The 16,030-nt window shown below is 33.1% G+C and carries 11 protein-coding genes and 1 tRNA gene; 4 read left to right on the top strand and 8 right to left on the bottom strand.

Annotated elements, in window-relative coordinates:
• Nucleotides 1–59 precede the first annotated feature (59 nt).
• Complete coding sequence (locus Q0935_RS13855) at nucleotides 60–1,028, bottom strand: GLPGLI family protein (RefSeq protein ID WP_299387348.1); 969 nt, start codon at nucleotides 1,026–1,028, stop codon at nucleotides 60–62.
• Between the two features lie 183 nt (nucleotides 1,029–1,211).
• Here Q0935_RS13855 and Q0935_RS13850 point away from each other — a divergent pair, with 183 nt between their 5' ends.
• Nucleotides 1,212–1,991 carry a hypothetical protein gene (locus Q0935_RS13850; protein WP_299387344.1) on the top strand — a complete coding sequence of 260 codons (780 nt, stop codon included), beginning with the start codon at nucleotides 1,212–1,214 and terminating at the stop codon, nucleotides 1,989–1,991.
• Nucleotide 1,992: 1 nt separating this feature from the next.
• A complete protein-coding gene (locus Q0935_RS13845; protein WP_055435090.1) occupies nucleotides 1,993–2,607 on the top strand; it encodes a deoxynucleoside kinase in 615 nt (204 codons plus the stop codon).
• 323 nt (nucleotides 2,608–2,930) lie between these two features.
• On the opposite strand, the gene Q0935_RS13840 is transcribed toward Q0935_RS13845, so the two are convergent.
• The 6 genes from Q0935_RS13840 to Q0935_RS13815 all read right to left on the bottom strand — a co-directional run bounded on the left by Q0935_RS13840 (nucleotide 2,931) and on the right by Q0935_RS13815 (nucleotide 11,192).
• The gene (locus tag Q0935_RS13840; protein ID WP_299251170.1) at nucleotides 2,931–3,938 is read right to left on the bottom strand and encodes an App1 family protein; all 1,008 of its coding nucleotides are present in this window, start codon (nucleotides 3,936–3,938) and stop codon (nucleotides 2,931–2,933) included.
• Nucleotides 3,939–4,007: 69 nt separating this feature from the next.
• Nucleotides 4,008–6,425 carry a sodium-translocating pyrophosphatase gene (locus Q0935_RS13835; RefSeq protein WP_299387339.1) on the bottom strand — a complete coding sequence of 806 codons (2,418 nt, stop codon included), beginning with the start codon at nucleotides 6,423–6,425 and terminating at the stop codon, nucleotides 4,008–4,010.
• Nucleotides 6,426–6,680: 255 nt separating this feature from the next.
• Complete coding sequence (locus Q0935_RS13830; RefSeq protein ID WP_299387334.1) at nucleotides 6,681–8,981, bottom strand: M1 family metallopeptidase; 2,301 nt, start codon at nucleotides 8,979–8,981, stop codon at nucleotides 6,681–6,683.
• A gap of 65 nt (nucleotides 8,982–9,046) precedes the next feature.
• The gene (locus Q0935_RS13825) at nucleotides 9,047–9,547 is read right to left on the bottom strand and encodes a DUF6702 family protein (RefSeq protein WP_299251164.1); all 501 of its coding nucleotides are present in this window, start codon (nucleotides 9,545–9,547) and stop codon (nucleotides 9,047–9,049) included.
• A 60-nt stretch (nucleotides 9,548–9,607) separates the two neighbouring features.
• Entirely contained in the window at nucleotides 9,608–10,399 is a 792-nt protein-coding gene (locus Q0935_RS13820) for a hypothetical protein (RefSeq protein WP_299251163.1), read from the bottom strand.
• The gene (locus tag Q0935_RS13815) at nucleotides 10,383–11,192 is read right to left on the bottom strand and encodes a hypothetical protein (protein WP_299387329.1); all 810 of its coding nucleotides are present in this window, start codon (nucleotides 11,190–11,192) and stop codon (nucleotides 10,383–10,385) included. Before Q0935_RS13815 ends, Q0935_RS13820 begins: the two co-directional genes overlap by 17 nt.
• 141 nt (nucleotides 11,193–11,333) lie before the next feature.
• Here Q0935_RS13815 and pepE point away from each other — a divergent pair, with 141 nt between their 5' ends.
• Complete coding sequence (gene pepE / locus Q0935_RS13810; protein WP_299251159.1) at nucleotides 11,334–12,041, top strand: dipeptidase PepE; 708 nt, start codon at nucleotides 11,334–11,336, stop codon at nucleotides 12,039–12,041.
• A gap of 157 nt (nucleotides 12,042–12,198) precedes the next feature.
• On the opposite strand, the gene Q0935_RS13805 is transcribed toward pepE, so the two are convergent.
• Nucleotides 12,199–12,271: transfer RNA gene (locus Q0935_RS13805), tRNA-Gly, on the bottom strand.
• A 170-nt stretch (nucleotides 12,272–12,441) separates the two neighbouring features.
• On the opposite strand from Q0935_RS13805, the gene Q0935_RS13800 reads away from it, so the two are divergent.
• On the top strand, nucleotides 12,442–16,030 hold a 3,589-nt coding region (locus Q0935_RS13800), incomplete at its 3' end, for a hypothetical protein (RefSeq protein ID WP_299387325.1).

Below are 16,030 nucleotides of genomic sequence, written 5' to 3'. Positions count from 1 at the left end.
ATAATAACAATTTTATGTTTGCTTTTATATATTAGGTTGGATTATCCTTTTATTAGAGATTAACGTCTTCCTCCACCACGACCACCGCGATTTCTTCCTCCGTACATTTCTCTCATTTCTTCCATTTTCTTTTTAACGATGTCGTTATATTCGGCTTTAGTAACCTCTTTTCCTTTTGAAGGCTTTTTAATCTCTTGCTTTTCTGAAGGATTCATTACTATTTTAGAACATAAAATAGTTGTTCTCCCAGAATTGATTTCAAGAATTAAACCTGGTAAACCCCAAAAATCTCCAGGACCATTATTTACAGGAATTTGCATTGTATACCAAGCAACAACTTCTTCTTCTTTTGGAATATCGATTTCATCCATAATATCTGTTGACTTTCCTTCTGTCGATGCTACTACAGAAGAATCATTTGCCTTCTCTTCTTCTTTAGCTTCTCCTTTTCCAAAAGCACTAACAGTTCTATCTCCTTTTGCAGCTTTTTCATCTTTCTTTTTATCATCGTCACGAGGACCTCTTCTTCTCATTTTAGAAAAATCCATTTCATCAACTTTTTTAGTTGCAACAGCTTTCATTGCCATGTACTTACCAATTTGCTTGGTTTCACCTGTCATTTTCCACTCTAACTTCTCTAAATCATCCTTAATAAGAAACTGCTTTCCAAAAAACTCTTGATCTTGAATTAACTGTCCATCTTTAATATTTTTGTATTGTGGACCAGCAGTAAAACTACTCATCATACCTCTAAAACCTCCACCAGAACCAGGAGCATCTAACTTCTCGTCTTCTTTATAACTAGACTCTGTTTTGTTGAATGTTAAAACATATGTTTTTTCTAACATACCTTTCATTCTTTCTGCTATTGCTTTTTTTCTTTCTGGAGTCATATCTTTCCCACCAAAACCATCCATATCCATGGTTGTTTTAGACATATATGTTGCTACTCCTTGGAAATCATCTTGCGCAGACAAAAATGAAGCTGAGAATAACGTAATGCAGATTAGTAATGCTTTTAATTTCATAATATTGTTTCTTAATTGGTTTTGTAAAATTACAGTTAACTACTGTTAGACGATCAAAAACAAAAAATGTTTAACCTGGATATGTTAAAACTTTCTTAAAAAAATTAACGACCACAACACTAATATTTCTAAACTGTGGTTTCTTATAAAAAGTGGTTCAATTTTTGTACTTTTCAATTCTCAATGAAAAAGCTACTTTATATATTTTTAATACTTGCCTATTCTGCTTTTGCTCAAGATAAAATTAAGGCAGTACTTACAAGTAAAACCAACTTTAATGCAGACTCTGTTATTGGTATAGATAATTTTGGGACTACCTTCTACACCTTAAATAACACCTTAATAAAGAAGCAAGAAGACAAATTACTTAAGTATAGTAACGTACAGTTAGGCACAATTACATCTGCAAGCAACTTTAATCCTCTTAAAATAAATGTTTTTTACAAAGCATTTAATACTGTTACAATATTAGACAATCGTTTAGCCGAAATTTATAAAATAGACTTCAACCAGACTAAACCATACAAAAATGTATCGCATATTTCTACAGGAAGCGACAACACTATTTGGGTTTTTAATCAAGATTTAATGCAGTTGGAATTGTACGATTACAAAACAAAAACCATTCGTGCAAAAACACTACCAACAGAAAGCAACATACTAGATATAACTAGTAATTATAATTCATGTTGGCTCTTGACAAAAAACTATATTTACGAGTACAATTATTTTGGAAGCTTAATTTCTAAAGCACCAAATACAGGTTACACCAACATTAAAGAAAGTAACGAAAATATAATATTAAAAAAAGACAATACACTATTCTATATTGATAAAAACACAGAAACAACTAAACCTCTTAACATTACAAATTTGTTAATAAGTCAGTTTTTTGTAACCAATCAAATCGTGTATATTTACACCGATAAAGAGCTTTATCGCTACCAACTTAAATTAAAATAATATGCACGTTGCCATTGCCGGAAACATTGGAGCTGGAAAAACTACGCTCACAAAATTACTTGCCAAACACTATAATTGGGAAGCACAATTAGAAGACGTTGTAGATAATCCTTATTTAGATGATTTCTATAACCAGATGGAACGCTGGAGTTTTAATTTACAAGTTTACTTTTTAAACAGTCGTTTTCGTCAAGTAGGGCAAATTCGCGAAAGCGGTAAAGACATTATTCAAGACCGTACTATTTATGAAGATGCGCATATTTTTGCACCAAACCTTCATGCTATGGGATTAATGACTAATCGTGATTTCGAGAACTACTCTTCACTTTTCGAACTTATGGAAAGCTTTGTGCAAGGTCCAGATTTACTAATTTATTTACGTAGCTCAATCTCTAATTTGGTTTCTCAAATCCATAAGAGAGGACGCGATTACGAAAACTCTATTAGTATTGATTATTTAAGCAGACTTAACGAACGTTATGAAGCTTGGATAACAGGTTACGATAAAGGAAACTTACTAATTATAGACGTAGACAACCTTGATTTTGTTGACAACCCAGAAGACCTAGGATTTATACTAAATAAAATAGACGCAGAAATTAACGGTTTATTTTAAGTCAATAATTAGTTATTTTTGCGTTACCAAAAGGGTCGCGCTATCCTCTATATCTTTTTTGTGCATAAGCTCACACAAAAAAGTATGCCGCTACTATCGTTAACGCCATACTCGGAAAAAAAACAACTTAAATTACTCCTGTAAAGTATAAAACCAAAAGGACAACTAAAAGAATAATACCTGCTATTTTACTGTAAAAAAACACTTATTGAAGTATAATCTGGAGAGTACTTATACGAGTTGTAAGCCCTCCTTATTCCATAAAACGAATATAATAATTGGATAACACAGTAAATTAAAAGTATAGTAGTACTTTCCATGAGTTAGCGCTCTATAAATCCATTTTCACGTGCATGAGCAATAGCCTGCGCACTACTCTCCACCAATAACGCTGGTGTTGTTTTATAACTCTCAAGCAAACTTTTTACACGTAATATTTTCTTTTTATGCTTTACGCTACGCAAATAAATAGCTTTAATACGATCTGGAAATTGAGCTGCTATTTCAATATAAATATCTACATCGTTCTCACCACTATCACCAATTAAAATAAAAGGCAAATCTGGATATGTTTTAAGTAAATTTAAAATTTCCTTTTGCTTCTGTGGCTTTTCATTTGGAGTCTTCTTCTTTAGTATATCGCTAAAATTTCTAAGCAAAATTGGCCCTTTAGGAAAATTGTTTTGCCTTAAAAAAAACTCCAAATAGCGATACAAATTCCAAGGACTATGGCTTACATAAAATATAGGATTAGCGCTCTCACCTGATTGCCCTAGATGCAATAAATGACAAAATTCTGCCGCACCTTCTAAAGGCAAACGCATTTTTGCAGATTTGAATATAGTATTATACAATACTCTCCATTTTAGTGTAGATACAACTCCTGTATGTAAAATAGTATCATCAATATCACTTGCAACACCAAACTCTGTTTTAATAGAAGGTATTAAAATCTCGGCAGGAAAACTATTGTTATTCTGTATATTCCTTTTAATGTTTACATCATTATAAGAAACTTCACACACCAACCAACCTTCGCTATTAGCCAAGTCTTTTAATCCATTTAAAGTTGCTTCAACTTTAAAATAACCGTGATCATCGCTTTTAGCTTTTAATATCTTTCCGTTTGGCAATTTAATATTAATCCCAACGTGTTTTACCTCATCACTTTCGAGACGTTTCCAACTATTAATCAACAACCTAAAAAAACCTTTCTGACCTAAAGATATAGATTCGTCCTGTAAAGTTCTTCCTCGTAAATAGAAATGTGTATCGGTTCCATAACTTTGGAAAGCAATAATTTGTAATGGATCTTTTTTTAACCAACTCATACTTCAAATTAAGCACAAAAAAACCTGCTAATCAAATTAGCAGGTTTAAATAATATATTTTAATGAAGATTAACCTTTATTGATCTTCATTTTCTTAATCAATTTAACATCTTCATCACTAGCTAACTTATTTACTGCCTCGAACGCTTTTAGTTGCGCTTCAACTTCTTCCTCAGTTCCTATAAAAGATTCTTCTTTACTAACCTCTTCTCCATCTACTATTACAACATAAGTAATAGAAGCTTCAGTAATATCCTCTTTAACAACCATCTCTTTCTCAATAGACATTTCTTCATTTATCACCATACCTTCTTCAGTATGTCCTCCTAAAATTGGAGCAATTACCAAACCAATTAAACAGGTTAATTTAATTAAAATATTCATTGATGGCCCAGATGTATCCTTAAACGGATCTCCAACAGTATCACCGGTTACAGCTGCTTTATGAGCTTCCGATCCTTTAAAAGTCATCACTCCATTAATCTCTACACCTGCTTCAAAAGATTTCTTAGCATTATCCCAAGCACCACCAGCATTATTTTGAAAGATTGCCCACAATACTCCAGACACTGTAACTCCAGCCATATAACCACCAAGCATTTCGGCTATAGCCATATTATTCATTCCAAAGATCATAGGAACAAAAGCGATTACTAATGGAAAACCAATAGTTAATAAACCTGGTAACATCATTTCTTTTAAAGATGCTTTTGTAGAAATTGCAACACACTTATCGTATTCTGGCTTCCCTGTACCTTCCATGATTCCTGGAATTTCCCTAAATTGTCTTCTTACTTCTTCTACCATTTCCATGGCTGCTTTTCCAACTGCATTCATAGCCAATGCAGAAAACACAACTGGCACCATACCACCAACAAATAACATTGCTAAAACTGGTGCTTTAAAAATATTAATGCCATCGATTCCTGTAAAGGTTACATAAGCAGCAAATAAGGCTAAAGATGTTAATGCTGCTGAAGCAATTGCAAAACCTTTTCCTGTTGCCGCAGTTGTATTACCAACCGCATCTAAAATATCAGTACGTTCTCTTACTATTGGATCTTGTTCGCTCATTTCGGCAATACCACCTGCATTATCTGCTATCGGTCCAAAAGCATCAATAGCTAATTGCATAGCTGTTGTTGCCATCATTGCAGAAGCTGCTAATGCAACTCCATAAAATCCTGCAAAGGCATAAGACGCCCATATTGCACCTGCAAACAATAATACTGATGGGAATGTAGAAATCATTCCTGTTGCTAAACCTGCAATAATATTTGTTCCTGCTCCTGTAGACGATTGTTGTACTATTTTTAATATTGGCTTTTTCCCTAATCCCGTATAATATTCTGTAACACCCGAAATAACTGCTCCAACAACTAAACCTACAAGTGTCGCATAAAATACTCGCATTGAAGAAATCTCAATTAATCCCTCTCCAAAGAAACTCATTTGCATAGTCTCTGGTAACATCCATTTGCATAAGCCAAAACAGGCGACAGCTACTAGAACAATAGACGTCCAGTTTCCTTTATTAAGCGCTCCCATTACTTGAGATTCTTTAGCATCATTACTATTTATCTTAACCAACATAGTACCAATAATGGAAATAATTATTCCCACACCAGCAATAGACATTGGTAATAAAATAGGACCAATTCCTCCAAAGGCTTCACCAATATTTCCACCCATATCTTTAATAACATAATTACCCAGAACCATTGCTGCTAATACCGTTGCTACGTAAGACCCAAACAAATCGGCTCCCATTCCTGCAACATCTCCTACATTATCTCCAACGTTATCTGCAATTGTTGCTGGATTTCTAGGATCGTCTTCTGGAATACCAGCTTCTACTTTTCCAACCAAATCGGCTCCAACATCTGCTGCCTTTGTGTATATTCCACCACCAACACGCGCAAATAAAGCAATAGACTCTGCTCCTAAAGAGAAACCTGCTAGAGTTTCTAGAACAATAGTCATATCCATTGTATTTGTCCAAACACCACCCATAAAAAATTGAAAGAATGCTATAAAAAATAACGTTAAACCTAAAACCGCAAGTCCAGCAACTCCAAGTCCCATTACAGTTCCACCTCCAAAAGAAATATTTAACGCTTTTGGTAAACTTGTTCTTGCTGCCTGCGTTGTTCTTACGTTGGTTTTTGTTGCTATTTTCATCCCTAAATTTCCTGCAAAAGCAGAAAATACTGCACCACATATAAATGCAACAACTATTAACCAATGTGTTGTAGGTACAACAAATGACACTATAGCTAACAATACACTTACTATAATTACAAAAACCGTAAGCAATCTATATTCTGCATTTAAAAAAGCTAACGCTCCTTCGTAGATGTGATCTGAAATCTCTTTCATCTTTCCATCTCCCGCATCTTGTTTCATTACCCACTTTTGCTTAATTGCCATATAGATTAAGCCTAATATTGCCAACACTATCGGCAAATAAATCATCATTTTATCCATAATTTTTAGTTTGATTGGTTTATACTAATGCTAATGTAATAAATTGAAATTAAAGTGGTTAATTTTTATAATATCATATTTTTTTAACTAAAAATACACAAAATTAATAAATAATATTTACATGTAGCTGATTACTAGGTAGTTACGTTAATCACATGCAAAAACAACACTTAATAGACTGAAAACCAATCTTCAAACATAAAAAAAAGCCTATTCTTTCGAATAGGCTTTTTTTTTAAAAATTAAAACTATTAATTAGTTTTTCGTCTTATTTTTAAACTTATCAAACTCTCCTTGTTTAACCTCTCTTGGCCAAGAATTATTAGAAGTATCTACATCTGCAGTTTCTAATTTAGGATCTACAGTTATACTAACAATCTCTTTACTTGAAGAAATAGCTTTACTAACTTCTTTATCATTAAGTCTCCAAATTTGCGCTGGATATGTTTCAGTTTTACTAGTTCCATCTGCATAAGCATACTCAACTATAATTGGCATTACCAATCCACCTGGCTTATTAAAAGTAACATTGTAGAAAAACTTAGGCTCTTCCATTTTTGCACGCTCTTCAGCAGTGAAATTATCCATTAAATATTCTTTTAATGGTGTAGAATTATCAGAAATACTTTCGCTTTTCATTCCCTCAGTATGTTCTTCACTTCCGTCTTCTACGAAGTACACTAAATCTTTTTCATCTATTCCGAAACGTTTAGCTAGGTTTCCTCCTTCAGTATTTGGCTTAGTAGTTACATAATATTTTTTCACATCTTTAACTCCTATATCAACGTAATCTGTTGTATAAAACCATCCTCTCCAGTACCAATCTAAATCGAATGCTGAAGCATCTTCCATAGTACGGAAAAAATCTTCTGGCGTTGGGTGCTTAAACATCCAACGTTGCGCATATTCTCTAAATGCATAATCAAACAATTCTGGTCCCATTACTGTTTCTCTAAGAATATTTAATGCAGTTCCTGGCTTACCGTAAGCATTGTTTCCAAACTGGTAAGTGTTTAAACCTTTAGTCATGATAGGGGCAATAAAATCTTGATCTCCTCCCATATATCTTGTAATATTTGCTGCTGGTCCACGACGTGAAGGATATGCAGATTGTCCTTCTGATAAAGCACCTGGATACCATTTTCCGAAATCTTGTTCTGCAACGTACTGCACAAAAGTATTTAAACCTTCGTCCATCCATGTCCATTGACGCTCATCACTGTTTACAATCATTGGGAAGAAGTTATGTCCAACCTCATGAATAATTACTGACATCATTCCAAATTTAACACGATCGCTATAATTTCCATCTTTATCTGGACGACCATAGTTCCAACAAATCATTGGATACTCCATACCTTGCTGCTTAGCATGTACTGAAATAGCTTTATGATAAGGATAATCGAAAGTCATACGAGAGTATGATTTTAATGTACTTGCAACTGCCTTAGTAGACCAATCTTCCCATAATGGGTTTCCTTCTTTTCCATACATAGAAACAGCCATAACATCTTTGTTTCCAATTTTTACAGACATCATGTCCCAAATGTAACGTCTTGAAGTTGCAAAACCGAAATCTCTAACGTTCTCTGCATATAATTTCCAAGTTTTTGTTTTTGAAGATTTAGTTTTAAGTTTTTCAACTACTTCATCTTGAGTAACAATTACAACTGGTTCATCATATGATTTCTGTGCTTTTTCGTAGCGCTTCATCATATCTTTAGAAAATACATCTTTTCTATTTGTTAACTTTCCTGTACCATCTAAAATATGATCTGCAGGTACCGTAATATTAACCTCGAAGTTTCCGAATGGTAACGCGAATTCATCACGTCCCCAAAACTGAGAGTTTTGCCATCCTTCTACATCATTATAAACAGCCATTCTAGGATAAAACTGTGCCATTACATAAGCTCTGTTATCATCTTCCTTAAAGTACTCGTACCCAGAACGACCTCTTCCATTAACGTGATCATTAATGTTATACCACCACTTTATTGAAAATGAGAATTGCTCTCCAGAAGCTAATGGTTTAGGCATATCTACACGCATCATTGTACGATTAATCATGTGCTGTAAAGGCTTACCATTTGTTCCTTTTACTTCCTCTATATTAAAACCACCATCGAAACCATCACTCATGTAATCGTTAGCGTAAGAAGAAATTTGAGCTGCTGGTCTAACTCCACTACCTTCAATTAAAGGCGTTTTAGAATCTTTTGCTCTCATGTTTTGATCTAATTGCACCCAAAGATATTTAAGTACATCTGGCGAATTATTAGTATAAGTAATAGTTTCGAAACCAGATAATTTAGCGTTAACATCGTCTAATTCTAAATCCATCTTATAATCTGCCTGTTGCTGATAATACGCAACTCCAGGAGCTCCAGATGCAGCACGATACATGTTAGGAGTAGAAAACTCCTCGTAAAGTTGCTTGAATTTGTTTTGATTAACGTGCCCTTGTTGAGGCTCTTTTTTTTCTTGATCTTGTTGAGCAAACACACCAACAGTAACAAAAAGCGCAGATAGCACCAAGTACTTTAAATTGTTCATTTTTTTTGTTATTTTCAGAATAGAGGCTGAATTTAACAAATTTTAAGATTTAAACATTCCTTTTTTTAGAAGTTTAACATTCCTTTATCGTTTTCAGGGATTAGAATAAAAGATTTATCCTTACCATTTATATGTGTTCTCACGATATTTTTTTGATCGCTAAACAAATCATATAGCACACTATTTTCAATACTAAAAGATTTAATGCTTTCTACTTTTTCTATTTCTAAATAACATTGCACCACATCTCCATCGTATTCTTTACCTATAAAATTTATAATAGATTGTTTTCCGTTAATATCTATTTTTAGCCTAGAAAGCAAATACTTTTTAATATAGCTGTCTATTTGTGTTTCATCTGCATTTACATCTAAAACTATTTTATCGTCGAATCGCTCTTTAAGTAATCTTTCGAAATCGTCTATAAAAATTCTTGTAATAATTTGTACCGATTGCTGCTCTTTTACATATTCAATTTTAGTAATACTTACATAATATTTATGTGCACTAGCAGAGGCTAATGACATAATTAAAGCTAAAACTAAAACTGATTTAAAAATTTTCATGTGTATATATTTCGATTGCTAAATTACTTAAAGTAGACAAAAAGTATTCCAAGTTTTTAGTTATTCTTTTAAAGCAAGGTTTTCTTTATAAATAACATACTTTTCTTTCATAAAAATTAAAGCTTCTAAATCAGAAAAAGCACATCTAGTTTCGAAAGCATCATCTTCTGCACAGAAATAAAAAAACTCTGCTCTAAGTTCTTCTTTTAATTCATTTTCTTTAAAAAACGATTCAGACAGTCTGTTTTTTAAAGCATTCATTAATTTTGTGTTATTTTCAATATCAACACGCTTTTTAAGTTCTTTAGTTCTTCCTGAAATTCCATTTAAAATTGGATTTAAAGGAATTGAGCCTCCAAGAATCCCCAATAACATTATTGGCTTAAACTCTCCTGCTTCTGCTAATAATCGCTGGCTTTGAGTTTTTCTTTTGCCTTTATAACCAGGAATTCCTACATCGTAGAAATTTATTGATCTTTTCGCATCAGAATTTAAAACATCCTTACTTAAATCTCCTGTTAGAGTAAAACCTATTAATGCTTCTGGCAATTGATTTACCTGAGTCTCAAGATTAACATTAAGCGTTTTGTTTAAAATATTATCTACAGTCACAATGTGTGTTGAGGATTTATACTGTACCGATGTAAAAACAATCGTATCATTTACAATTGCTTCCATTTTAAACTCACCTTTATCGCTTGTAGTTGCATATTTTTTTTGAGAACGATTAATAACATGAATGCCATCAACACTTTCCTCTCCAGCAACAGCACCTAATAAAATTGTGTTTTGAGAAAAACTAAAACAAGAAATTAAAAATAACAGACAAAAAATATTATTCTTTTCCGCCATTCTTAGTAGCTAAGAATACTTTACTTTTTTCCAATAAATATTCAATTAATTTTAATTCATTTTTAGGCTCTAAAAGCGTATCATCGAAATGAGATTCTTCAATATAACCAATAAACTCTTGCACTCTATCTTCTGGAATATTGTAATTTTCTGTAAAATACGAAGGACTAAAGGCATAAGAAACACTAGAAACTGGAGTTTCTAATCTTGGATTTATCTTGTCTTTATTTTTATTGTTTTTATTTTTAAAAATCCAATTACTTAATAAACCAATAATTGCCATACCATCTGCTTGAAATCGCTGACGATCATTTTGAGTACCTATTGCTATATTATCTACCTTAGAATGGTAATCGTCTGGCATTTCAAAGTTCTCAAAACTTCCAAATTCAAAAACAATCGCATCAGATACTTTAGCATCTTTAGCATCCGTGGCAAGATCTCCAGTTAAATCGTATGGTAACAAAACCACCTCATCAAGTGTGTTTACATATTCTTTTAAATATATTTTTAACACTTTAGTATCTATAACTGGTTCTGTTATTTTTGTTGTAAAAGGAATTAATTGAACAGAAGAAACACGAATCTCATCATTTAATGCAACCTTAATTACAAAATTTCCTATAGAATCTGTAACCGTTCCTTTATTTGAAGTTGTATTATAGACAGTAATGTTCTCCACATCGTCTACATCTACAATTATTTTACCTTTAACTTCAATTCGCGAGACATCTTGAGCAAACATAGATACTGTTGCTAAAGAAAAAAATAATAGAAATAATAATGGTTTCATATGGATTGGTTTAGTTATGTAAATAACGGTTTTCATTTCTTAATTAAATTTTAAAAGAGTTTTAAACTTTTGTTAAAAAGAGAACTCTTTATATTTTATCATTAAATTGGAGTCATATAAATTTACAACAAATAAACTATAATGAGAAGTATAATTATCGCTAGTACATCAACCGTTTTTGGAGGAAAACCATTAGACTACCTTTTAGATGAATTAAAAATTCATTTTAAAGACTCGGATGACATACTTTTTATTCCTTACGCTAGACCTGGTGGAATTTCTCATAATGAATATACCGAAAAAATTAAAAAGCCTTTTGAAAGTATAGGTAAAAAAATAAAAGGTATTCATGAATTTAAAGATCCAATTGAAGCAATAAAACAAGCAAAAGGTATTTATGTTGGTGGTGGAAATACTTTTGTTTTAGTTAGCGAACTTTATCGCAACAAATGCCTAAACGCCATAAAAGAAACTATTAATAATGGAACACCTTACTTAGGAACAAGCGCTGGAAGTAATATTTGCGGACTTACTATGAATACAACTAACGATATGCCAATTGTTTACCCACCAAGTTTTAAAACCTTAAGCTTTGTTCCTTTTAACATCAATCCGCACTACTTAGATCCAATAACTGGAAGCAAACATATGGGAGAAACTCGAGAAACACGTATTAAAGAGTTCCACCAATTTAACACACAACCAGTAATTGGATTACGAGAAGGGAGCTATATTGAAATTAAAGGCAAGGATATTGTTTTAAAAGGAAGTTTGAAAGCGAGAATTTTCGAATACGAAAAAGAACCTTACGAGATTGAAACAAATACTTCTTTAAATGATTTTAAATAAACAAGGAACCTCCAAACAATTTCTTCCCTACAAGTAAATCTTACCGAAGCCACACTAGAAGGCACTCGTTTTCAATCAAAAAAGAAGAACGACTAATATTATTTATTCATTAAAAACAAAGCATAAAAAAAGCTTCATCGATTAGATGAAGCTTTTGAGCGAGAGACCAGGTTCGAACTGGCGACATTCAGCTTGGAAGGCTGACGCTCTACCAACTGAGCTACTCTCGCATTTCCGATGGCAAAAATAGTATTTATTTAGGAATAACAATTATAATTCTTGATTTTTTTTACGCATTTCATCGAATATATTCACACTTAACCGATAACACATCTACTATCAAGCATTTACAGTAAGAATAAAGCTAATCAAAATTATATTTGAGTAAAAAGCTTTATAAATGAAAAAGTTCCTACTGATATTTACTCTCTTACTTAGCACAAGTATATTCTCACAAGTTAAAATAGGTGAAAACCCACAAACTATAGATCAAAATTCTATTCTAGAATTAGAGAGCACAACAAAAACCCTAGTTGTTACAAGAATAACTTCTGCCCAAATGAGCGCCATCACTCCTCTAGAAGGAGCCATTGCTTATAACACAGATGAAGATTGCCTTTTCCAATACAATAACAATACATGGAATAGCCTATGTGTAGATGTAATGGCAAATGAAACTGTAACATCAATAACATTAAACAATGATGGCACTTTTACGTATGTTGACGAAGCTGGTAGCAACACTATTATCTCATTAAACGATTCGGACTCAGACAACACAAACGAACTTAACACTGCAGTAATCCTTAACGGAACAAACCTTGAAACAACTGATGCTGGAGGAACTATAACTACCGATTTATCAACACTAGATGAATCTGCTGAAGTTGCTACTAATTCAACAGACATAACAGCTTTAGAAACTGAGCAAGCAACTCAAAACACAGCTATCACAAACAACGAAACTACAATAACAGATCACATTGCAGCTGATGAAGATACAGATGCAACTAATGAAATTCAAACTGTAGCTTCCGTTGACAACTCTGTTAACGTAACTACAGACGCTAACAATAACATCGATTTAAGCGTAACACCTTTTGATGATACTGCTATTCAAACTCAAATTACTGAGAATGCAAATGATATTGACAATTTAGAAGCAGAGCAAATAACTCAGAATACTACAATTGCTGATAATACAAACAATATTACAACTAACGCAACAGATATTGCAACTTTAGAAACTGAGCAAGCAACACAAAATACAGCTATCACAAACAATGAAACTGCAATAGCAAATCATATTACTGCAGATGAAGATACAGATGCAACTAACGAAATTCAAACTGTAGCTTCTTCAGATAGTTCTGTAACTGTAACTACCGATGTTAATAATAACATCGATTTAAGCGTAACACCTTTTGATGATACTGCTATTCAAACTCAAATTACTGAGAACGCTAATGATATCGGCGATTTAGAAGCAGAGCAAATAACTCAAAATACTGCAATTACTGGTAACACAACAAATATTGCAACTAACGCAACAGCTTTTGCGACTTTAGAAACTGAACAAGCAACACAAAATACAGCTATCACAAACAATGAAACTACAATTGCAAATCACATTGCAGCAGATGAAGATACAGATGCAACTAACGAAATTCAAACTGTAGCTTCTTCAGATAGTTCTGTAACTGTAACTACCGATGCTAACAATAACATCGATATAAGCGTAACTCCTTTTGATGATACTGCTATTCAAACCCAAATTACTGAGAATGCCAATGATATCGAGGATTTAGAAGCAGAGCAAATAACTCAGAATACTGTAATCACTGACAACACAGCGAACACCTCCACAAATATAGCTAATATCGCTGCTTTAGAAACTGAGCAAACTATTCAGAATACAAATATTCAAAATAACACAGATGCTATTACAAATCATATTGCAGTAGATCTAGACATTGATCCCACAAATGAGCTTCAAGATATATCTTTAAATGGTACAGAATTAACAGTAACTAATTCTGCAACTTCAGGGAATCTTGTTGATCTAACAGCTCAAATTACACTTCCCATGTTTGCTAATGGAATAAATAGCAATGATGAAGTATATTGGGATGGCTCGCAATGGGTTTATGGAACTCGTGTTGCTACAGTTAATGGAAGCACACCTGATGAAAGTGGAAATGTTAATATTCCAATTGGTAACGTATACACTGGACCGACTACCACTACAAATAACATAGGGACAGACGAGGTTGGTGGAGCTCCTCAAGAAGGAGACATATATGTAGTAAATAGTGATGCACCAGATCCTGCTCAAGTTGGAAACACATACATCTACGATATTGACTCTATGGACTGGATAGCAATTGACCCCTTTAATGCAGCACTTTATGATCCCAGATATGTAAACGTTAGTGGAGACACTATGGTTGGAAATTTAGATATGAATGGCAATACCGTTACAGATCTTGGAAATCCAATTAATAATAGTGACGCAACTCCAAAGTCTTATGTTGACAGTATAGAATTAATTGATAACAATAACGGAACAGTTAGCTTATTAAAACCTGATGGAACTTTTGATGTCATCTCCAAAGCATCATTAATAGACAATAATAACGGAACTTACACATTCAATAACAACGATGGAAATCCAGTTACTATTGACATAGCTGCTTTAGAAACTACTACATCTATAATCAATAATGGAAATCAAACCTTTACTTATTTTAATGAAGATAATGTACAAACTACTTTTTCAATAGTTGATAATGATAACGATGCAACTAACGAAATTCAAACTGTAGCTTCTGCTGACAGTTCTGTAACTGTAACTACAGATGCTGACAACAATATCGATTTAAGTGTAACACCTTTCGATGACACTGCTATTCAATCTCAAATTACTGAAAACGCTAATGATATCGACGATTTAGAAGCAGAACAAGGAACTCAAAATACAGCAATTACTAGTAACACAACAAACATTGCTACAAACGCTTCTAATATTGCAGATCATATTACTGCAGATGAAGATACAGACGCAACTAACGAAATTCAAACTGTAGCTTCTTCAGATAGTTCTGTAACTGTAACTACCGATGCTGATAACAATATCGATTTAAGCGTTACACCTTTTGATGATACTGCTATTCAAACTCAAATTACCGAGAATGCTAATGATATTGACGATTTAGAAGCAGAGCAAACAACTCAAAATACAGCTATCACAAACAACGAAACTGCTATAGCAAATCACATTGCTGCAGATGGAGATACAGACGCAACCAACGAAATTCAAACTGTAGCTTCTACTGATAGTTCTGTAACTGTAACTACAGATGCTGATAATAACATCGATTTAAGTGTAACGCCTTTCGATGATACTGCTATTCAAACTCAAATTACTGAAAACGCTAATGATATCGACGATTTAGAAGCAGAGCAAATAACTCAAAATACAGCAATTACTGGTAACACAACAAATATTGCAACAAACGCTTTTAATATTGCAGATCACATTACTGCAGATGAAGACACCGATGCAACTAACGAAATTCAAACTGTAGCTTCTTCAGATAGCTCTGTAACTGTAACTACCGATGCTGATAACAATATCGATTTAAGCATAACACCTTTCGATGACACTGCTATTCAAACTCAAATTACTGAGAATGCTAATGATATCGACGATTTAGAAACTGAACAATCAACTCAAAATACTGCAATTGCTGGAAACACTACAAATATTGCAACTAACGCAACAGATATTGCGACTTTAGAAACTGAACAAGCAACTCAAAATACAGCTATCACAAACAACGAAACTGCTATAGCAAATCACATTGCTGCAGATGGAGATACAGACGCAACCAACGAAATTCAAACTGTTGCTTCTTCAGATAGTTCTGTAACTGTAACTACAGATGCTGATAACAATATCGATTTAAGTGTAACACCTTTCGATGACA

The sequence above is a fragment of the uncultured Lacinutrix sp. genome (genome assembly GCF_947500605.1).
Taxonomy (GTDB): domain Bacteria; phylum Bacteroidota; class Bacteroidia; order Flavobacteriales; family Flavobacteriaceae; genus Lacinutrix.
Note: the sequence above shows the minus strand (reverse complement) of the source record. Positions and strands in the feature narration are given on the sequence as shown.